Source organism: Psychromonas sp. SP041 (genome assembly GCF_000470315.2).
Lineage (GTDB): Bacteria > Pseudomonadota > Gammaproteobacteria > Enterobacterales > Psychromonadaceae > Psychromonas.
The window spans coordinates 1-19,020 of sequence record NZ_CBRF02000031.1; the positions used below are offsets into that span (position 1 = coordinate 1).

The 19,020-nt window shown below is 33.9% G+C and carries 21 protein-coding genes; 2 read left to right on the top strand and 19 right to left on the bottom strand.

Translation table 11 applies throughout. From position 1 onward, the window contains the following. Positions 1–263: 263 nt before the first annotated feature. From SP041_RS15535 to SP041_RS15595, 13 genes are all read right to left on the bottom strand, one after another. Positions 264–1,502, bottom strand: a complete 1,239-nt coding sequence (locus SP041_RS15535) for a cyclopropane-fatty-acyl-phospholipid synthase family protein (protein ID WP_025565549.1) — start codon at positions 1,500–1,502, stop codon at positions 264–266. 33 nt (positions 1,503–1,535) lie between these two features. Then, on the bottom strand, positions 1,536–2,330 hold the full coding sequence (locus tag SP041_RS15540; RefSeq protein ID WP_025565550.1) for a DUF1365 domain-containing protein: 795 nt from the start codon (positions 2,328–2,330) through the stop codon (positions 1,536–1,538). A gap of 5 nt (positions 2,331–2,335) precedes the next feature. Then, positions 2,336–3,610 (bottom strand): FAD-dependent oxidoreductase, encoded by a 1,275-nt coding sequence (locus SP041_RS15545; RefSeq protein ID WP_025565552.1) that lies wholly within the window; start codon positions 3,608–3,610, stop codon positions 2,336–2,338. Between the two features lie 5 nt (positions 3,611–3,615). Then, on the bottom strand, positions 3,616–4,332 hold the full coding sequence (locus SP041_RS15550; protein ID WP_037049942.1) for an SDR family NAD(P)-dependent oxidoreductase: 717 nt from the start codon (positions 4,330–4,332) through the stop codon (positions 3,616–3,618). Further along, the gene (locus tag SP041_RS15555; protein WP_025565555.1) at positions 4,332–4,784 is read right to left on the bottom strand and encodes a nuclear transport factor 2 family protein; all 453 of its coding nucleotides are present in this window, start codon (positions 4,782–4,784) and stop codon (positions 4,332–4,334) included. Before SP041_RS15555 ends, SP041_RS15550 begins: the two co-directional genes overlap by 1 nt. A gap of 90 nt (positions 4,785–4,874) precedes the next feature. Continuing rightward, positions 4,875–6,263 (bottom strand): deoxyribodipyrimidine photo-lyase, encoded by a 1,389-nt coding sequence (gene phrB, locus SP041_RS15560; protein ID WP_025565556.1) that lies wholly within the window; start codon positions 6,261–6,263, stop codon positions 4,875–4,877. An 88-nt stretch (positions 6,264–6,351) separates the two neighbouring features. Continuing rightward, positions 6,352–7,311, bottom strand: a complete 960-nt coding sequence (locus SP041_RS15565; RefSeq protein ID WP_025565557.1) for a DUF523 and DUF1722 domain-containing protein — start codon at positions 7,309–7,311, stop codon at positions 6,352–6,354. 57 nt (positions 7,312–7,368) lie between these two features. Continuing rightward, entirely contained in the window at positions 7,369–8,070 is a 702-nt protein-coding gene (locus SP041_RS15570; protein ID WP_025565558.1) for a ChrR family anti-sigma-E factor, read from the bottom strand. Beyond that, positions 8,063–8,689, bottom strand: a complete 627-nt coding sequence (locus SP041_RS15575; RefSeq protein WP_240791482.1) for a sigma-70 family RNA polymerase sigma factor — start codon at positions 8,687–8,689, stop codon at positions 8,063–8,065. Before SP041_RS15575 ends, SP041_RS15570 begins: the two co-directional genes overlap by 8 nt. Positions 8,690–8,785: 96 nt before the next feature. After that, positions 8,786–9,358 (bottom strand): LON peptidase substrate-binding domain-containing protein, encoded by a 573-nt coding sequence (locus SP041_RS15580; RefSeq protein ID WP_025565561.1) that lies wholly within the window; start codon positions 9,356–9,358, stop codon positions 8,786–8,788. A 236-nt stretch (positions 9,359–9,594) separates the two neighbouring features. Further along, entirely contained in the window at positions 9,595–10,155 is a 561-nt protein-coding gene (locus SP041_RS15585) for a DUF3833 domain-containing protein (RefSeq protein WP_025565562.1), read from the bottom strand. A gap of 89 nt (positions 10,156–10,244) precedes the next feature. Next, the gene (locus SP041_RS15590; protein WP_025565563.1) at positions 10,245–10,862 is read right to left on the bottom strand and encodes a chalcone isomerase family protein; all 618 of its coding nucleotides are present in this window, start codon (positions 10,860–10,862) and stop codon (positions 10,245–10,247) included. Continuing rightward, positions 10,855–11,349, bottom strand: a complete 495-nt coding sequence (locus SP041_RS15595) for a DUF2878 domain-containing protein (protein ID WP_025565564.1) — start codon at positions 11,347–11,349, stop codon at positions 10,855–10,857. Before SP041_RS15595 ends, SP041_RS15590 begins: the two co-directional genes overlap by 8 nt. A gap of 412 nt (positions 11,350–11,761) precedes the next feature. Between SP041_RS15595 and hisF the strand changes: the two genes are divergently transcribed. Both hisF and hisIE read left to right on the top strand, forming a co-directional pair. After that, on the top strand, positions 11,762–12,535 hold the full coding sequence (hisF, locus tag SP041_RS15600; RefSeq protein WP_025565565.1) for an imidazole glycerol phosphate synthase subunit HisF: 774 nt from the start codon (positions 11,762–11,764) through the stop codon (positions 12,533–12,535). Beyond that, positions 12,532–13,170: a bifunctional phosphoribosyl-AMP cyclohydrolase/phosphoribosyl-ATP diphosphatase HisIE gene (hisIE, locus tag SP041_RS15605; RefSeq protein WP_025565566.1), complete on the top strand. Its 639-nt coding sequence runs from the start codon at positions 12,532–12,534 to the stop codon at positions 13,168–13,170. The genes hisF and hisIE overlap by 4 nt, the downstream gene beginning before the upstream one ends. 681 nt (positions 13,171–13,851) lie before the next feature. Here hisIE and SP041_RS15610 read toward each other — a convergent pair. The 6 genes from SP041_RS15610 to SP041_RS15635 form a co-directional block, all read right to left on the bottom strand. Further along, entirely contained in the window at positions 13,852–14,829 is a 978-nt protein-coding gene (locus tag SP041_RS15610) for a collagen-binding domain-containing protein (RefSeq protein ID WP_025563404.1), read from the bottom strand. 238 nt (positions 14,830–15,067) lie between these two features. Then, positions 15,068–15,628, bottom strand: a complete 561-nt coding sequence (locus SP041_RS15615) for a heme-binding beta-barrel domain-containing protein (RefSeq protein ID WP_025563405.1) — start codon at positions 15,626–15,628, stop codon at positions 15,068–15,070. Between the two features lie 232 nt (positions 15,629–15,860). Next, positions 15,861–16,472, bottom strand: a complete 612-nt coding sequence (locus tag SP041_RS15620; protein ID WP_025563406.1) for a hypothetical protein — start codon at positions 16,470–16,472, stop codon at positions 15,861–15,863. A gap of 144 nt (positions 16,473–16,616) precedes the next feature. After that, positions 16,617–17,357: an amino acid ABC transporter ATP-binding protein gene (locus SP041_RS15625; protein WP_025563407.1), complete on the bottom strand. Its 741-nt coding sequence runs from the start codon at positions 17,355–17,357 to the stop codon at positions 16,617–16,619. A 2-nt stretch (positions 17,358–17,359) separates the two neighbouring features. Further along, a complete protein-coding gene (locus SP041_RS15630; protein WP_025563408.1) occupies positions 17,360–18,031 on the bottom strand; it encodes an amino acid ABC transporter permease in 672 nt (223 codons plus the stop codon). A 25-nt stretch (positions 18,032–18,056) separates the two neighbouring features. Continuing rightward, the gene (locus tag SP041_RS15635; RefSeq protein ID WP_025563409.1) at positions 18,057–18,815 is read right to left on the bottom strand and encodes an amino acid ABC transporter substrate-binding protein; all 759 of its coding nucleotides are present in this window, start codon (positions 18,813–18,815) and stop codon (positions 18,057–18,059) included. Positions 18,816–19,020 lie beyond the last annotated feature (205 nt).

Below are 19,020 nucleotides of genomic sequence, written 5' to 3' on the forward strand. Positions count from 1 at the left end.
CTTTTTGAGTACAAAATAATGCTTCTTCAATCCATTTAGAATCAATCGCTGTTAATACATTGTCGTAAGCATCTTTATTTTCAAATGATTCATACACCAATTCCATTTCTTGATTAAACAAAAAAAAATCCCCAACCTTAAATAAGAGTGGGGATTATGTTCTATCTGCAAGATCGTTCAAGTTTTCTTCTTAGATCCTTAACCGATCGGCATTAGAATCAATATTCGGCTTTTTATGGCTACTTTATTATGCCCAATTAACGTTATTTTCTTGCTACTAAATGAACCGTACTTATAGAACGTTCTAAAAAAGCACCTTCACAATAAGCGAAGTAATATAACCAAAGTCGTTTAAACTCTTCATCGTAACCATGTTGTGTTAACTCACTCCAAGAAGCAAGGAAGTTAGTGCGCCAATCGGCTAAAGTCTTAGCGTAGTCTAAACCGATATCGTGCAAACCTTCTATCACTAAGTCACTACTTGTTGTTAACTGTTGAGACAGAATATTTACCGACGGTAAAAAACCACCAGGAAATATATAACGCTGTATAAAATCAACATTATTTTTATAGTGATTAAAGCGTTGGTCTGCGATAGTAATAGACTGGATAAGTAACTTACCACCGTCTTTTAAACGTGCATTACATTGTTCAAAAAAGCTTGGTAAAAATTCATACCCAACGGCTTCAATCATTTCAATTGAGACGACTTTGTCAAAAGTCCCAGTTAAATCTCGATAGTCTTTTTTCAATAAAGTAATATTTTCTTCTAATTTTAACGCTTTAACTTGTTGTTGAGCATAATCGAATTGTGCATCAGAGATAGTTGTGGTTGTGACTTTACAGCCATAATGCTGAGCCGCATAAATAGCTAAGCCACCCCAACCTGTTCCTATTTCTAATAAGTGGTCGTCTTTTGTTAATGCTAATCTGTCGCAAATAGTTTTAAGTTTATATAACTGTGCGTATTCTAACGACGTTGTTTCAGAAGGATAGATAGCCGAAGAATACATCATTTGAGGATCAAGAAATCGAGTGTAAAGTTCATTACCGAGATCATAATGCGCCAGTATATTACGCTTTGAACCCGATTGTGTATTACGGTTCTGCCAGTGACTAATTGCATTCTTAATTTTATTAAGTAATGATCTATTTGAATCTAATTTATCCGTTTGCTGCTGTGCTTTAGCAAAAATTCGGATCACATGTGTTAAGTTAGGGCTACTCCACTTTCCTGCAATGAATGCTTCTGCGACACCAATGCTTCCCCCTTTAACAAAATCACGATATAGGCTCATATCATGGATATGTATTTTTGCCTTGAGCGTACTATCATCTGCATCTTGTAATGTATTTTCTGGAAAAAAAAGATGCTCAGAACCTTCAACAACCTCTAACTGGCCATAACTCAGTTTTAAAAATACAGAATGGACTAATGAACGACAGCGTTTGTCAAACCAAGTTGTTGTTTCTACTGCTGTAACATTTTGTATTTCTTCCATTGAATTCTCCTAGAATGTAAACTTTATAAAGCTTTAATTAATTTTTTGATAGCCGATAAAAGGTATTTTTTTAATAAATAGCTTTAATGCTTGCCAATAAATACCGATAACTATCTTTCCTGTCATAATTGGAATTTGAGCCCAAATATGAAATAAATTTCGTTTACTGAATGCTTTTTTCTTTAAGATTAAACTGGCTTCAAATAGCTTAGTAATCTCGCCATCTTCTTCATTAGTTCGCTTGTTTTCTATTTTCACTAATAATTTATCGCTATTCACCTCAGGTGCCTTGATATGCCAGATGTAGCTCATATCAAGATCCATAAAAGGTGATACCTGAAAAACCTTCTTACTTGTTTTAGGTTTATCTTGTTCTAATAAATCGACTAAATAATAATGACGTTCATTCCAAGGTGTATTGCTTACTTCTGCTAACATTTGCGTACAATTGTTATCTTTGTCATAACAAAAATAAAAGTTAGCTGGGCTGAAATAAATGCCAAAACACCTGACCTGAACTAACATCAATATTCTTTCAATATCAGGAAAACCATTCAGCAGATTAACTTTATCTTTTATACGCTGTGATAATGAGTTAGGTTCACTTCTTAGGTAATCTTTCTCAACAAAACGCAATGGGTGATACCAAGAAAAACCGAACACCCCTTGTCCCTTATCTGCCTGTTCAACCTCATCAACATCTAACGCCAACATAAATAAAGTCGTGTTAAAGCGATGAGTTTTAGGCAAAAACCGTTTATGGACAACGTTACCCACGTAAATATTACTTTGACCAAATACTGTAGTGGTTGATTTAACAGAAGGCATGACAGCTATTTACTCGCAAATGCATCAAGAAAACAATCGAATCGCTGCGCTACTTCAACAGCACTTCTTACTCCGTCCTCATGAAAACCACTATGCCAATATGCACCGGCAAAATGTGTATGCTGTTTTCCGCAAATAAGATCTCGTTGTTGTTGTGCTCTGATAGATGCTGAAGAGAAAATTGGATGATGATAATTATATTCTTTCAATATTTTATCTGGATCAATATCTTGCTTCTGATTCAATGTAACGCAAAAAGTATGGTCGCTATAAAACCCCTGTAGAATATTCATATTGTAGGTAACACTGGCAGGTTTAGAGCGATCTTGACTCAATTGATAATTCCAACTTGCCCAAGCGGTTTCTCTGTCTGGCAATAAACTAACATCAGTATGCAGAATCACAGAGTTCTCACTATAAGGCATATCTGAAAGCAACGCCTCTTCATCTTCCGTAGCATCACTTAATAGCGCCAACGCTTGATCAGAATGACAGGCAATAACCACTTCATCAAATGTTTGTTTATCATCGGGATTATCAAAATGAATGTGGACTTTATTATCATTTCGCGTGATACCCAAAATATTAGCATTAAGATGAATATTATTTTTAAAGGGTTCACATAATGGTGCTAAGTAACTTCTTGAACCATTTGGGATAACATACCATTGAGGCCTATCAGCAATATTCAATAATCCATGATGATGGAAAAATTGAACAAAAAATCTAAATTCAAACTCTTCCATCTGCTCTAATGAACTAGACCAAATAGCAGCGCCCATTGGTAAAATATAATGTTCAGCAAAGAAATCACTGAATTTATGCTCAGTTAAAAACTCACCTAGCGTTAATCCAGGTAAATAAACGTTAGCTTCAAAAATACTTTTACACAATTTATTGAATCGTAAAATTTCTTTGACCAATAACCAAAATTTAGGATTAAGTAAGTTTCTTCTTTGTGCGAACAATGTATTTAGGTTATGCCCATTATATTCCAAACCAGTGTGGCAATTGTGGACTGAAAAACTCATCTCAGTCGCTTTTTTACCAATGCCGATTTCATCGAGTAATGCTAAGTAATTAGGGTATGTTTTATCATTGAAGACAATAAAACCGGTATCAATTGCGTAAGGTATTCCATCTTTTTCTATATCGACAGTGGCAGTATGCCCTCCAATATAATTATTCTTTTCGAATACGGTAACATTATGTTTTTTAGATAATAAATAAGCAGATGTAAGACCAGAGATGCCCGAACCAATAATTGCGATATTTTTCATGAAAGTTAATCCTTTACGATAATTTTCTGCCAAACAAAATCAGGCAATAATGAGATAGCTTTTAGTAGTAAGGTTAAACGTTTGGGAAAGTGTGCGTATGATTTTCGTTTTTCAATGGCCGTTATAATACGAGAAGCAGCTTCATCACTAGACAGTAAGAATGGCATTGAGAAATCATTTTTGTCTGTAAGAGGTGTTTTGATGAATCCAGGATGGATTAATGTGACATCAATTTCTTCTTTTATTAAATCTAATTTTAAACTTTTTGCTAAATAATCGACACCAGCTTTAGAGGCCCCGTAGGCTTCACTTCTTTGAAAAGGTAACAATGTTGCGCTTGAACTAACAAACACGACTTGTCCTCCCTTTTTTACTTTAGGTAAAAGATATTGCAACAACCACCCTAGTGAAATTAAATTAGTTTGAATAACATCAGCAAATAGCTCACCATCAAAATGTTTGGCATCATCAATATACCGGCAGTTACCTGCATTTAAAATTAACACATCTAATGATTCTATAGTTCTTGAGGCTTCTTCAATGGCTTGTTGGTCTGTAATATCAAAGCAACAGGTTTTAAAAGCGACATCACCCATCGAAGAGAGCTGTTGTTGATTTCTTCCACAAGCAATGACTTGTTCTCCCTGTTCGCTATACTGTTCAAACAAAGAATAACCAATACCAGACGTTGCCCCTGTAATTAAAATAGTTTTATTAGACATTATTTAGCCGCCTTACTTTTAACTAAACGAATCACTTTCCCTAAGACAGGTAGTTGCTCATATAGCATAGAGCCTAAATCTAAAAAATCACGATGATAAATCACCTTTCCGTCTTTAGAGCGTAAATGAGAGCTGCCAAACACAGAAACTTCATTACCTTTATTAAGTTTAGGGTGCTGATAAATCATCTCCCAATATATGGCCGCTTGATCTGGTTGAGCAATAACATTACTGATAATAAACTGACAACTATTAAGGTTCTGGTACAAACCTTGAAAGTATTGTTGCAGGTCAGCTAGCCCATTTATTTCATGAATAGGATCAATAAAAGTCACTTCCTGATGATAAATGGAGTCTAGTAAGTCTAAATTATTAATGTTGAGTTTTTGATATACCGAATTAAACTCATTTAACCAATCAGGTGACTTATCATGTAAAGATTCATTATTCATATTGCCTGCCATATACAGTGAGAAACTAAAAGTGACACTATCGATATAATCATTAACAACGGACTTAATTAATATTTTAGTGTCAAACGCCTATTTATAAAAAGCTAAAGCATTTAATCTGGCTTCTTTGTGATCAACAATCGCAGGCCAATAAACAGATAAGTGTTGTTGCTTAATATATTTATGTGGAAAGTGAATTTGTTTGTCAGATATTTTACTTAGCTCCGGTATATATTTACGGATAAAAGTCCCTTTAGGATCAAATCTTTCGCTCTGGGTAATGGGATTAAAGATTCTAAAGTAAGGTTGAGCATCACAACCGGTACTTGAAGCCCACTGCCAACCACCATTATTTGAGGCTAAATCACCATCAATTAAATGCTGCATAAAATACTTCTCACCTAAGCGCCAATCTATTAAAAGATGCTTTGTTAAAAAGCTAGCAACGACCATACGTAATCGATTATGCATCCATCCAGTTAGGTTAAGTTGTCTCATTGCAGCATCTACTAATGGATACCCTGTCTTGCCTTCACACCATGCAGTAAAAAGCTTTTCATCATAAGGCCACATCGCTTGATGATACTTTTCATTAAAGCATTGATGTTTACATAATCGAGGTTGGTCGAACATTAAATGGCGATAAAATTCACGCCATATAATTTCATTTAACCAACAAAACTCTTCACTATCACTAGAGATTAAAATGTCGGGAAATTTATTAAGTAACGTATTGAAAATATAACCTGGACTTAATACACCCGCGGCGAGATAAGGAGAAAAGCCACTGGTGCCTTTAATCGAAGGAATATCACGTACCGTTTTATAATGAGTGACTTTATCTCGATAAAATTGTGGTATTGCTTTATCCATCACTACATTAACTAAAGGCCATTTACTCGAAAGTGAGTCTGATTGAGTTGTTTTCTTTGACTCATCTGAAGTAGTGGTATTAATTGGTTCTATATTACCCAGATAATTAAAGCCAAATTCACGAATATAAGTTAACCAAGCTTTCTTAAAAGGTGTAAATACCTTATACATTTTGCCTGACTGATTAACTATCTTACCTTTCGGTACAATCACATCAGCTTCAAACAATGTTAAAGGAATACCCTGTTCTAGACACGTACGATCACGTTGGACTTCGTTATATTCAAGCTCGCTATTTGCTATTACGCTACTTATATCATGTTGTTCACAATATGATTTTAGATAGTCAATTTGCGCGGTGAAATCATCGACCTCGACAATAGAGAACTCAATATTTAATGCTGCTAATTCATCGACCAAAGCTTGAGCATGGCGTTTGACAAAATCTATTTTTATAGCAGACCAATCATGATCTATCCATTGAGGTTCTGATATAAAGAATATAGCTTTAGCCGGTTTTTCTGAGGTAGATTGATTGATAAAAAATTGTAAGGCAGGATTATCGTTTGTTCTTAAATCATTACGAAACCAAAGTAATTGTGTCATAAGGTTAAAATATTTCCTTTCGCTTTTTATTAAACAAACGCGACTCAATATTAAGTCGCGTTTGCAAATTAAGTATTAATTATCAGTATTAATAAGCATATCTCAGTCTTAACTCATCAGGATAAGGCGATAAGTAAGATTGTCCTTTTAAGTAGTCTTTTGGATACTGCATCAAATAATGATTTATTAAGGTCAATGGGGCAATTAAAGGCAATAGCCCAAGACGATAACCATCAATTTGCTCACACAACTCTTTACGCTGAGCTGCAACCAAATGTTTAGAAAAGTACCCTTGAATATGGGTTAACGTATTAACATGGTTTTTACGTGTAGCCGGAATTTTAAGTGCCTCCATTAAACCAGAAATATACTGCGATGCTTTTTCTGCTAATGGTAAATCAACATCTGCTAATAACTGCCCTAACTTTTTGTAAGCAACTAAATTATGGCTCATTACCGTGTATTTATAATGACTATGAAAGGTAGTTAGTTTATGTTTTGTTAAACCAGTTTCACTTATATTTTGCCAATGTTTGTAAGCATAAATACGCGCTACAAAATTTTCACGAATATGCATATCATTTAGACGTCCATTTTCTTCACATGGCAACAAAGGGTTAGCTTCCATTATTTCTTTAGCAAAAGCGCCTATTCCTTCTGATGTTAAAGAATTACCCTCAGGTGAATAAACCTTAACCCGTTCCATACCGCAACTTGGACTTTTAGCACAAAAAACATAACCACTTAAATGTTTAGTCATTGCTGCTACTTTTTTACCATAAGCATGTAAGGCTTCTGTTACATCACCACTTCCATCAGGTCTTGCAACAGTAATTAAGTCATCTTTTTTTATTAAGCGTATAGTTGGACGGGGTATTGGTAAACCTATCGCAACTTCAGGGCAAAAAGATTCGTACTCAACATGTTCACCTAATTCATCTATACAGAATCTAGAAGGTTTATTGCTTGAATCAAATCTGACTTTTTGTCCAATTAAACAAGCACTAATACCAATTTTAATATCTTCTTTTTTTACCGAATAAATCATTATTCGCTCCCTTGAATAAATAAACAGCTGCCGATCAATAGATAAACGTTTAATCAATTAATAAATAAAATTACCAATAGGATTTAATAGTTTATTAATTCCTTGAGTAAAGTGTAGTGCATCATTAGCAACTGTGTAGCATAAGCAGCCTTTTTCAGACATTGGCGTGTGAGTGAAAGTGCCATCAAGCATGATGAAATCGCCCTTGTGATATTCACCTTTATGATCTTTAAATGACCCGTCTAATAACACCGTTAACTCAAAACCTTTATGAGTGTGCGCCGGAACGCCACCTCCAGCATTGATGTGAAGCAAATTCGAATGAATTTCATCTTCATTCAACTGTAAACGAGAACGAGACAATTTACCTACATTTGCCGTTTTACCAAAACCTACATTATTTAAAACAGTTGGTAGTACATAAGTTTTGTCTTTAAATGTGATGCTTCTATCAACGGGTTTTGCCACTTCGTCTAACGCTTCAGAGAATGTAATATTACTTATCATTGAGTCAAAAAATGCATCATCTAAGCCATCATCGACAGTCGCTTCTGAGTAGTTAAAGTCAACTAAATCATCTAAACTAACCGCATCTTCTTCGAAACTTTGTTCTGCAACTTGTTCTGTTAATTGTGCAATTTTTTGTTGGCAAAGTGGGCACATCTCAGCGTGAATTGTAATTGCTATAGATAATGAAGCTGGTAAATCACCATTAACAAACGCTTCAATTAACTCAAATTTAGGATGATGTTTAATCATTATCTTCTCCTAAGTGCACTTTCAATTTAGCTAACGCCAAACGTAATCTAGATTTAATTGTGCCTAGTGGTAAATTAAGATGGTTAGCCAATTGTTCCTGTGACATTTCCATCAGATAAAAGCCTTTTACAACTTCTTGTTGAGTTTCTGGTAACGCATCAATAACGCGTAATAATTGTTTATTTTCAAGATGATCTTCATAAGGCTGTTCTTCAGACACTGCATTCTCTGCAATTGGCCAAATATCATCACTTAAATTATCTTCTTTATTACTTTTAATTTTACGTAGTATGTCAAAGGTAACGTTACGCATTACGGTATAAACCCATGTTGTCGCTGCACCTTTGTCTGAATCAAACAAATGAGCTTTACGCCATACGTTACTCATGGTCTCTTGAACGACCTCATGAGATTGCGCTTCATTGGGAAATTTACTACGTGCGATACGTTGTATTTTTGGGGCAAAGAACTTAAATAAGTGAGTGAATGCAATTTTACATCTTGCATCTGCAACTTCTTTAAGCCATGCACTAAGTTGAGTGTGGTCTATTTTATCTGTCATGTTGTTAGATTTAGCATGACTAACTCGTGTTGGCAATTCAGTTTGTATAACTACCATAATTTATTCCCAAATTTGGACTCTGGATACTAATACGCAAACAAAATCTGATGAGATCACTTATGGATAGATAATTATTAAAATAATTTAATAATTTTATATTTCTTTAGAAATAATTGACTTAACAAGTTTTTTAGCTTCTATATAAGAAGAATTAAATACAAAGTCATTTTTCACATCAAAAGGAATTGGTAACAACTCTAACCATCTAGATACGACCCAATATGGATTACTTGTTAACTTATTCGGATATAAATTATTTAATAGTACATTATTTTCAAATACAGATAATAATGACTCTGATAATAAAATCAGATCTGAAGTTGAGTTTTTCTCAGACCAATGGCTTATTTCATTTACATCTGCAAACTGTAAATTATCTATATCTGATTCAGTAATAGACAAATGAACTAGTGATTTACATTTAACATCAATTTCTAAAACACCATCTTCGCCGTTATCAAAATTAACTATTTCAACCCAACTACCCCAACGTGATGAATCACCATGATTTTTTTTATTAGATGAAATAATAAAACCGCCCAACGTAGAAGATAAACCAACCATTTTTAAATACTTAGCTTCAAAAATCCTTAAGCGTGTAATACCACCTGGTAATAAAAAGATATCTAGTGGGAATATGGGAAGATTATTAGTTTTGTTGGTCATTATGGCCCCTCTTATTTTTTGTTACGTCGAGTGTCAGCTTTATTTTTATATCTGTTCTTGGTATCGCTTCTTTTATATAGGGTCTACCATACATACTCAGTTTGTGATGTATGTGTATGGTCATCGTTATATACATTGTTATATACGTCGCATTGAGTAATAAAGTTCAAATAGCTCGAGCAGACTTTAATTCAGTTTCAACTGTTTCATCTTCGGGTATTCTTAAAGCTATTCACTTAAATATTGGATACACATGTTTTAACAGGCGATTCTTTATCGAAAAACAAAGTAACGTTAGCAACGTTAAATCCAAATTTAGAAATAGCGGTTTTATTCATTACTCGATATTGATCAATTTGATACATCCAATCATCCATACTCACATCATAAGTTGTGCCGTCGACAAGAAGTCTTAATGTATAGTTAAATTGAAATGAAAAACCTTGGTGCTTACCAATAGCAGTTCCAATAACATCTTCAGCTGTTCCTCTATAACTTCCATCCTCTTGTTTAACAAGATTCCAATTTCGATAGCTTATTTCACCGTCATTAAAATAAAATTTTTCAGCCAATACTCCATTATTGCCATCCCACTTTCCGTCAAGTTCAACACAGAATCGTCTTGTCACTTTATTGTTACTATCTTGAATAGTTCCCCACGCGGTTACAGGGCCATTAAAATATTCTTTAATATCAAAATTATTAGCCTGTGGTTGATAATCAGTTAAGTTTGCTGAACAGCTAGATATCAATAAACATGCGGCGACTGTTAAAGATGTGTATTTATATTTAATCATGATGATTCCCTACGATGTGTCAATATCATACCAATCTGAATAAATAAATGATTAGATAATTACTTAGATTGGTATCAGTATGTATGTTATTAATTGCCTAATAATGTTGTTCTTAATTTAGGCTCACTAGTGTTTTCTGATAACCAGATATCTAAAAACAAAGGCGCAAAATCCGCGTCGTCGATACTGCCCGCAAATTGATCATTAAAATAAAAGGCACTTCTGTTTTGTTCAACAACAAGCGTTAAGTTATCGCCTGATTTTACATCAGGCCAAATTTGCTTAAGTTTGGGAGTGAAAGCATTATAAACATCTTCTTTAATACCAAGATGTTGCCACTGCTCTATCGTACGTTGTATTAACTCTTTCGACGAAATGCTTCTTAAATAATTAATTTTATAAATTAATGTGCCATTCTTTGATATTTCAGGGTACTGCCCAGAAGACGTTGACAACTCACTTTCATATACATCCCAAATAAAAACTGAAAATACCGCTTTACCTATTTGTTTTACAGGTTGTTCTTTCTCAACTTCATCTAATGTATTCCCCCATTTTCCTGATTCGACCATCTCATCTGCAAATGCACTGTTTTTAAGAAACACTGTAAAAAGCAGCGCTAGCAGGATGATTTTTGTCATCAATACCAGTGAATCTTTTAATGAAGATAGATCCCAATATATTGGATACTTAATAAACTTATGCATGCACTAACCTTGTCTTCGTCATTACTGACTTTAAAAAGAAAAATAAGATGAACAACCCACCCCAAATGGCAGCAAGAATCAAATAAGTCGTCAGTAATGGATAACCAAAACTAACAGCCTCTAACCTTTCTCCTGCGATATAGCTTAAAGGAGCGAATATCGCGCCAATTGTTATTTGTAACACCTTGGATGAACTTAAAAATGTTAAACTGTGGCAAACGGTACAAGCAAAACAAGCCCATAGGATAACTAACCAAAAAGGCATAAATGTAGAATCCGGGAACATAAAAAACATAAAGAAATGTAATAACGAATCAATTGAACTTCCGATGACCGTTATCAATAACACTAATCGAGCTTCATTTTTTATGTGAGATAATTTAATCAGATGAAAAGCGATCATTGAAATAGCAACAGGGATAAAAGCGTTTCCCCAATAAATAAGCCCAAACCACGCTAAATTAAACCCCAACATATTCATTAACATTCTATATCTCTCCATGACGGTTATTGGTACAGGTATAAATACGTTCTTAAACTGCTTTTAGATCTGTAAATAGAAATGAATATCAATAAATAATTTTATTCCTATCATTTCATTGCTAAAGGTTAGATATCTACATAATAGTCAGGTTAAAACACTAAAAATACGAGGTTAAGTCCAACCAAAGCTTATCTAAGTTGATTTATCATTAATTAAAATCTTTATATAGAGTGATTAAAAAATTATTTTTTATAAGATTAAAGCCTACAAACTGGTCCGTATTAAATATATAATGTGCTTATAATTAATTAATAATCTTTACAGTCACTTATGCTTATTTTATAAAAGCATCAGTAAATAACTTTAAGGCCTACGAAATGTTTAAAAATACAAGTTCACAAGATAGCGAGGCTTTATGTTAGCAAAACGTATTATCCCTTGTTTAGATGTAAAAGATGGGCAAGTTGTAAAAGGTGTACAATTTCGCAATCATGAAATCGTAGGTGATATTGTGCCGCTTGCTAAACGTTATGCTGAAGAAGGCGCAGACGAGTTAGTATTTTACGATATTACTGCCAGTTCAGATGATCGCGTAGTTGATAAAAGTTGGGTGAGTCGTGTAGCTGAAGTTATTGATATTCCATTTTGTGTTGCAGGTGGAATAAAAACCGAAGAAGATGCCAAACGTATTCTTGAATTTGGTGCCGATAAAGTGTCAATCAACAGCCCTGCTCTGGCTGATCCAAGTTTAATTAATCGCTTAGCAGAAAAATTTGGTACACAATGTATTGTTATTGGTATTGATTCATACTTCGATGAAGAAACGGGTCAACACCAAGTAAAACAATTCACCGGTAATGAAAAAGCGACGGTAACCACTAAATGGAATACCTTTGATTGGATAAAAGAAGTTCAATCACGCGGTGCTGGTGAAGTTGTTTTGAATGTAATGAACCAAGATGGCGTTCGTTGTGGGTATGATATAGCACAATTAAGCCAAGCTCGTGCAATTTGTAATATTCCATTAATCGCTTCAGGAGGCGCTGGTGAAATGAGCCATTTCGCTGATGTTTTTAATCAAGCTGACGTTGACGGTGCATTAGCTGCAAGTGTATTCCACAAACAAATAATTAATATTGGTGAGTTAAAATCTTACCTTAAAACAGAAAAGGTAGAGATCCGACTATGAATTTAGTAACGACGAGTTTAATGAAACAAGAACAAATACAATCATTAGATTGGGCAAAAGTAGATAATTTAATGCCAGTAGTTGTGCAAAACCGTACTTCAGGGAAAGTGTTAATGTTAGGTTATGTTAATGAAGAGTCATTAGCTGCAACATTAACATCTGGTAAAATGACTTTCTTTAGTCGTACTAAACAGCGTTTATGGTGTAAAGGTGAGCAGTCAGGTCATTTTTTAAATGTTGTTCAAATCACTAGTGATTGCGATAACGATACGTTATTGGCCATTGTTGATCCTATCGGTCCAACTTGTCATTTAGGTCACGAAACTTGCTTCGAGGGCGCACAAGATCCTGCTTTGAGTTTCATTGCAGACCTAGAACAAATAGTTAAAAGCCGTAAAGGTGCGGATCCTAAGAGTAGTTATACTGCAAGTTTATATGCTCGTGGTACTAAACGTATTGCTCAAAAAGTAGGTGAAGAAGGTGTTGAAGTCGCTTTAGCTGCAATGGCAAAAGATATGGATGAGTTAACCAATGAAAGTGCTGATTTAATATATCACTTAACTGTTTTATTACAGAACGAAGGTCTTGCACTTTCAGACGTCGCTGCAAAGCTAAAAGAACGTCATAGTAAGTAAGTTACCTGACTTAATAATCAGTCGACATTAACACTTTAAAGACTGACTATTTGTTCAGTAAAAATAAAAAGCCGCTAGTAGTTTCCTACTTAGCGGCTTTTTTATTGCTCATATTCAAGGCTATCGAGTAATACCGATTACATTAAATATGTTATCTAAATTTTGCGCTGGAAAAACAGTTGAATTCAATGCGTAAATTGAGCCTTTAGAAGATTAAACGCGTTAATCGACTATCGGTGAATTAACTAAAAGATGTTAATACTTTAATGGTTATTCTCTTTACGAAATTTACAATGAAGAAATAAGTTATACCAATGGAATTAAATAAGTGATCAGATATTGCGCAGGAAAAATTAATACTAATAAGGCGTGAGTTGTAGGAGATAGTTGTACTCACTTCAAAACTCACAACGCAGTTAGGGATGATTTTAACCAGCAAGAATGATCACCTTATTAATTCTTTTGGTATTATCTTATGTAGTAAAATAGATCAGTTAATTAGTATGATTGGTATAATTTAATGCTTAGAGAAATTAAAGCTAATAACCTCTCTTTTTATAATCTAACTTCAATTAAAAGTTATAAATCAAATAATACTTATATTGGAATAGATACAAAAAAGGTTACCTCTTGGTAACCTTCTATTAACGCACTTCATTACATAAAAAAATAAATAACAATTTATTTTACTGTAACAGTTTTACGTCTCCATAGACCTAAACCTATTAAAGCAGAAGCAAAAATAATCATCGATGAAGGTGCTGGCACATCAACAACTGAATCTTGAGAGTCATCTGCTGCATCGTAATTAATTGTTCCTGCGAAAAGTGCATCATGAACTTCACCGCCTTGATCAAAATTATTAACTACAACAGAACCTTCAATTGGTGTTGCATTACTTAAATCAGCAAAAGGTGCTAATAAACTACCATTCAATTGTTTAATAAGATCGATATCTGTTGCTTCAAAAAAGTTCCAAATGATATTTTCACGAAATGCATCAGTAACAATGTTACCCACTCCATTACCGTTGAAATTACTATCATCAATAACTTCACCTGAAACGTTAATAACAATCGCTGAAGGTGATTGACCATTTAAGTCAACATCATATTGTTGAATTGAACTATTACTGAAGAAATCTTCAGCTGTAATATTAAAAACAGCAACATCAGTATCAATATCAGAACCAACTTCAAATGAAGCAGGTCCAGGTTGACCATTTGTAGACGTTGTTAATATAGAATTAACTGCTAATTCAGATAAATAACCTGAAAAGTTAACAAATTCTGATTTTATTAAATTAAAATCATATTCAGAAGCATCACTTGATACTGAGCTAGCATTAACTTGACCATTATTATTACCTGCAATAACAACACTTTGACCATTAGCGTTAACGGTAGAACCTGAAACTAAGTCCCCAGCAATAACTAACGCATCACCATTTGTTGGATCATTTTGTTGTAAACGAATGCCATAATTTGAAGTTCCTGATAAATCACCACCTATCAATGTTTTACCTTCAACTTCACTTGTTGATGAAAGATCATTTAAAACAATAAGGTTGTATTCACTTAGTGTTTCAATTGGACCTGCTAAACTGTATTGAGAATAAAGTCCGACTAATAATGCAACTACGATACGTGTTTTTTTCATTTATACCTCTAATTCAAAATTCATTATTTATAACTACATTAGCAATTCTTAGACCAACTTTGTAACTAACTGTAAGTACTAGTATTTTTAAATATATAATTAGAGGTAATTTAAGGTTCGTAAAGTATTTCGACTATATTTTAAAAATACCTATAAGGAATTAGAAAAATGATTCGTGACCAACAACAATTATGATGAACCTTTACATTGAACTCTATCGCTTATAGCGAATTTATTTTTATGGTTGACGTCTTAAGCTACTGTTATCGTTATGATCAAAGCTATTACCATAAATCTCTAATAACATATGTTGTGAATACTGTAACTTATCGCCAGATAACGTCATTTTTTGTTTAAATGTTTTTGTCATTGCTTTCTTTTGAAGAAAAACCGACTGAGTTATTGGCCACTGCTCGCTATCGAAACTGGCTTCAACATCAAATACTGTTGCATTTTTTGTCACTACCTTACCGCCAGCTAATACACATAATCCACGTGGAATAGTAAGTGAATGAATTACATTGTCTGTACCTTGCTCCCAAAGCCAATACCCTACTTCTTGATGTATGACTTTGTCGCTACTGATTCTTTGCACTTTTTGAGTGTACTGTACTGCACTCAATACTTCTTCTTCAGCATTAGATGTTTCACCAGCTTCTGTAAAAACAATCGTTTCATAATACTCATTAAGTTCAGTTGTACCATCGGCTTCAGGAGAAAGATCTTTTCCTTTATTACCCGACCAAACACCTATTAAACCTGCTAATGGGCCATAATCGATTGAGTTTAATGTTTGCATTTTAGTTCCTTTAAAATTGGGGGGATTTTGTAAACTTATAACGGGGCTTATTATATAAAAATCAGACTGATTATAGTAGTTTTTAGCGTGTTCAATTAATATAAAAAATTGTTATTGGGTGATTTTTTATAAAGTAATTTATTAGACAATAAAAGATTAAGCGGAGTGTTAACAAAGCTTAATCTTTATTGTGTGTTTATTTACAATAACTTCAGTGTCAAAAATAAGTTCATTAAACGTTAGTTAACGTATGTCGACGCTTTCGACAAATTAAGACTAACTCAATAGCGGAGATAAAAATTAAAGTGTAGCCTAACGTTTCTGTCCCCTCTTCAACTATATTTTTCACAATGCGCATATAATTTTCACCCATGACAGATGTCCAAAAAGTTCCTCTTCCCATCACTCTTGAAAAAGCAAGCAGTACCACTAAACCTGCTAAAAAAGTGCCATAACAAGCTGTTTCAGAATAAGCTTTCAAAGAGGAATAAATCGTTGAAAATTTACCTCGTAAGAAAAAAGCTAAGACAATACCGATACAGAGAACCAATGTTTCCCAGGCACCATCATATACGTTTTGGTCTAATAGAGAATCAGACTCCCTTACAAACATCATGGCTAATAAAGCAGCAAGTAAAGTACTCGCTACTTTTAATTTATCGTCAAGGCGAGCTGCGTATAAAAATAGCAGACTACTCGAAAGTGTTAAAATATCTTGCATGTGTTCGGTTAAGGTATTCTCGTCGTAATGAGCAAGCGTTTTTAAATCATATCCTTCTAAACCGATTAAGTAAGCAACGCCAGCCAGAGCAATTAAATAAATGAATGCACGAAAAATAAACATAAGAAAACCTTTATATGGTGAGTAAATTAATAAATAGAATAATAATTAAAATAATAATTAAAATAATAAAAAATAGAATGTAAATAGATTAAATAAGCTATCTCAGAATAAGATAGCTTTATAGATTAATGAGTGATGTTCATATTAATGCTGTTTAAGCGCCCTTTTTACAAACGCTTTAGTTCGTTCGTGTTTAGGGTTATCAAACACTTCTTTTGGAGAACCTTGTTCAACGATGAAACCATCTTCCATGAAGATCACTCGGTCAGCGACTTCTTTAGCAAATTGCATTTCATGAGTAACAACAATCATTGTTTGCTTTTCAATAGCAAGTTGTTTCATTACCGCTAACACTTCATCGACCCATTCAGGATCTAATGCAGAAGTGGGCTCATCAAATAAAATTACCTCACCTTTAGCTGCCATTGCTCTAGCAATACCAACGCGTTGTTGTTGACCACCAGAAAGTTGCGAAGGGTAAACATCAAGTTTATCTTTTAACCCCACTTTGATCAAAATAGCTTTTGCTGTTGCTAACGCTTCTTGTGTTGGTATTTTCCATACTGTAATGAGACTTTCTGCTACATTTTGTAAGGCGGTTTTATTAGCAAATAAAGAGTAATTCTGAAAAACAAAACTACTTTGCTGACGTAATGCCGTCACTTCTTTTACTTTATGTGACACTGCATCAATCGTCGCATTACCAATATGAATTTGACCTGTTGTAGGCGTCTCAAGGTAATTTAAACAACGTAATAACGTTGACTTACCTGTGCCAGATGGGCCAATAATCACAACAATTTCACCTTTAGCGACTTCAAAACTAATATCTTTCAGTACAGCTAAATCACCAAATTTCTTACTTAAATTGGATACTTTGATCATGATTAATATGCCTTATTCAATCTTTTTTCTAAAAGGTGTTGAATGCGAGTAAAGAAAATAACAACCACCCAATAAATAACTGCAACAGCGAGGAAGCTTTCAAAGAATTTAAAGCTAGAAGCCGCTTCCATTTGCGCTTTTGCCATGATTTCAGCAACACCCAATGTAAAGGCTAGTGAAGTACTTTTAATCATATCGATAAAATAATTCATCAATGATGGCGTTGCCACACGAGATGCTTGCGGTAAAATAACACGCTTCATTGCTTGTAAACGCGTCATACCTAAGCTTAAACATGCTTCCATTTGAGACTTATCTATTCCTAGAATCGCTGCTCGAATACTTTCCGCCATATACGCTGAGAAATGTAATGAAAGGCCAATAATAGCGGCAGTAAATGCATCCATTCCTATAAAAATAGGCATAAATTGTGGGAATCCGTAATACAATAAAAATAATTGTACTAATAACGGTGTACCACGAAAAAATGAAATATAAAGTGACGCAAGGTGTTGTATAAAAGCAATTTTAAATACTCGCACTAACGCTAAACCAAGCGCGAGTATTAATGCAAATAAGAACCCCCAAAGTGCCATTTCCATTGTCACCCCAAGATATTTAAATAAAATGGGCATTAATTCAATAATGTATTGAAGATCAAAAGAACTTTGCATAAAAATGACTCTTTAAGGATTAATATTATTGAGTGATGTCAGTATCAAACCACTTGTTAGAAATTTCAGCTAATTTACCATCGGCACGCATTGCTGCTAATGCAGTATTAACTTGATCACGAATAACCAATTGAGATGGTTTGTTTAAGAATGGCATCGCATTTTGAATTTCTTCAAATGGGTGGCCAGCCAGTTGTAACGGTAAACCTGCTTCTTTGATTAATTGCACAGATGAAACGCGATCCATGATAAATGCATCTGCACGTCCTAAAGCAACATCTTGCTCAATACCTGTATCATAAGTAACAATGTTAATTTCATTATTCACATCATGCTTTCTTAACACTTGTTCAAAATTACTGCCTAAGTTTACCGCGACTTTTTTACCTTTTAAATCGTCAAGGCCTTGAATATCATCACGTCCTTTACGAACGGTGATTTGGACACCATCAATAACATACGGTACTGAGAATGCATATTTAGCAGTACGCGCTTCAGTGATTGTAATTTGGTTAGCAATCGTATCAATGTGTCCCGCTTCTAACATGCCAAATAAACCAGAAAAACTTGATGTTACATATTCAACTTTGTAATCAGAACGCTTTGCTATTTCATTCCAAACATCGACTTCAAAACCTTGTAGCACATCTCTTTTAGAAAACGTGAATGGAAAGTAACGACCAGACATGCCGACTTTAACGGTTTGTTGAGCAAATGCAGGTACAGTTAATAAACTACTCACTGCAACTAATGCAATTAATGCTTTTTTAAAAAAAATTTTCATATTATTCCTATATTAATTGTTTAACGTGTCATTAAATGGTCATCTAAGTACGCTTAAATATACCGAGGCATAAATACTTGGTGATGAGTTTGTTATGTTCAAATAATGTCTAAATTATTTAACGTTAGTGCCATAAATTGGTTTGATGATCATTAAAATGAGGTTTTTCGCTATTAAAAAGATAGCTCATTAAGCTTCACATTCA

Excerpts from the sequence above, each read along its gene's own strand:
- hisF (WP_025565565.1), top strand. The coding sequence starts at position 11,762 with ATGTTAGCAAAACGTATTATCCCTTGTTTAGATGTAAAAGATGGGCAA.
- SP041_RS15630 (WP_025563408.1), bottom strand. The coding sequence starts at position 18,031 with ATGCAAAGTTCTTTTGATCTTCAATACATTATTGAATTAATGCCCATT.
- SP041_RS15610 (WP_025563404.1), bottom strand. The coding sequence starts at position 14,829 with ATGAAAAAAACACGTATCGTAGTTGCATTATTAGTCGGACTTTATTCT.
- phrB (WP_025565556.1), bottom strand. The coding sequence starts at position 6,263 with ATGACACAATTACTTTGGTTTCGTAATGATTTAAGAACAAACGATAAT.
- SP041_RS15550 (WP_037049942.1), bottom strand. The coding sequence starts at position 4,332 with ATGTCTAATAAAACTATTTTAATTACAGGGGCAACGTCTGGTATTGGT.
- SP041_RS15620 (WP_025563406.1), bottom strand. The coding sequence starts at position 16,472 with ATGTTTATTTTTCGTGCATTCATTTATTTAATTGCTCTGGCTGGCGTT.
- SP041_RS15570 (WP_025565558.1), bottom strand. The coding sequence starts at position 8,070 with ATGATTAAACATCATCCTAAATTTGAGTTAATTGAAGCGTTTGTTAAT.
- SP041_RS15540 (WP_025565550.1), bottom strand. The coding sequence starts at position 2,330 with ATGCCTTCTGTTAAATCAACCACTACAGTATTTGGTCAAAGTAATATT.
- hisIE (WP_025565566.1), top strand. The coding sequence starts at position 12,532 with ATGAATTTAGTAACGACGAGTTTAATGAAACAAGAACAAATACAATCA.
- SP041_RS15535 (WP_025565549.1), bottom strand. The coding sequence starts at position 1,502 with ATGGAAGAAATACAAAATGTTACAGCAGTAGAAACAACAACTTGGTTT.
- SP041_RS15555 (WP_025565555.1), bottom strand. The coding sequence starts at position 4,784 with ATGAATAATGAATCTTTACATGATAAGTCACCTGATTGGTTAAATGAG.
- SP041_RS15615 (WP_025563405.1), bottom strand. The coding sequence starts at position 15,628 with ATGCAAACATTAAACTCAATCGATTATGGCCCATTAGCAGGTTTAATA.
- SP041_RS15590 (WP_025565563.1), bottom strand. The coding sequence starts at position 10,862 with ATGCATAAGTTTATTAAGTATCCAATATATTGGGATCTATCTTCATTA.
- SP041_RS15545 (WP_025565552.1), bottom strand. The coding sequence starts at position 3,610 with ATGAAAAATATCGCAATTATTGGTTCGGGCATCTCTGGTCTTACATCT.
- SP041_RS15625 (WP_025563407.1), bottom strand. The coding sequence starts at position 17,357 with ATGATCAAAGTATCCAATTTAAGTAAGAAATTTGGTGATTTAGCTGTA.
- SP041_RS15585 (WP_025565562.1), bottom strand. The coding sequence starts at position 10,155 with ATGATTAAATATAAATACACATCTTTAACAGTCGCCGCATGTTTATTG.
- SP041_RS15595 (WP_025565564.1), bottom strand. The coding sequence starts at position 11,349 with ATGTTAATGAATATGTTGGGGTTTAATTTAGCGTGGTTTGGGCTTATT.
- SP041_RS15580 (WP_025565561.1), bottom strand. The coding sequence starts at position 9,358 with ATGACCAACAAAACTAATAATCTTCCCATATTCCCACTAGATATCTTT.
- SP041_RS15635 (WP_025563409.1), bottom strand. The coding sequence starts at position 18,815 with ATGAAAATTTTTTTTAAAAAAGCATTAATTGCATTAGTTGCAGTGAGT.
- SP041_RS15565 (WP_025565557.1), bottom strand. The coding sequence starts at position 7,311 with ATGATTTATTCGGTAAAAAAAGAAGATATTAAAATTGGTATTAGTGCT.
- SP041_RS15575 (WP_240791482.1), bottom strand. The coding sequence starts at position 8,689 with ATGGTAGTTATACAAACTGAATTGCCAACACGAGTTAGTCATGCTAAA.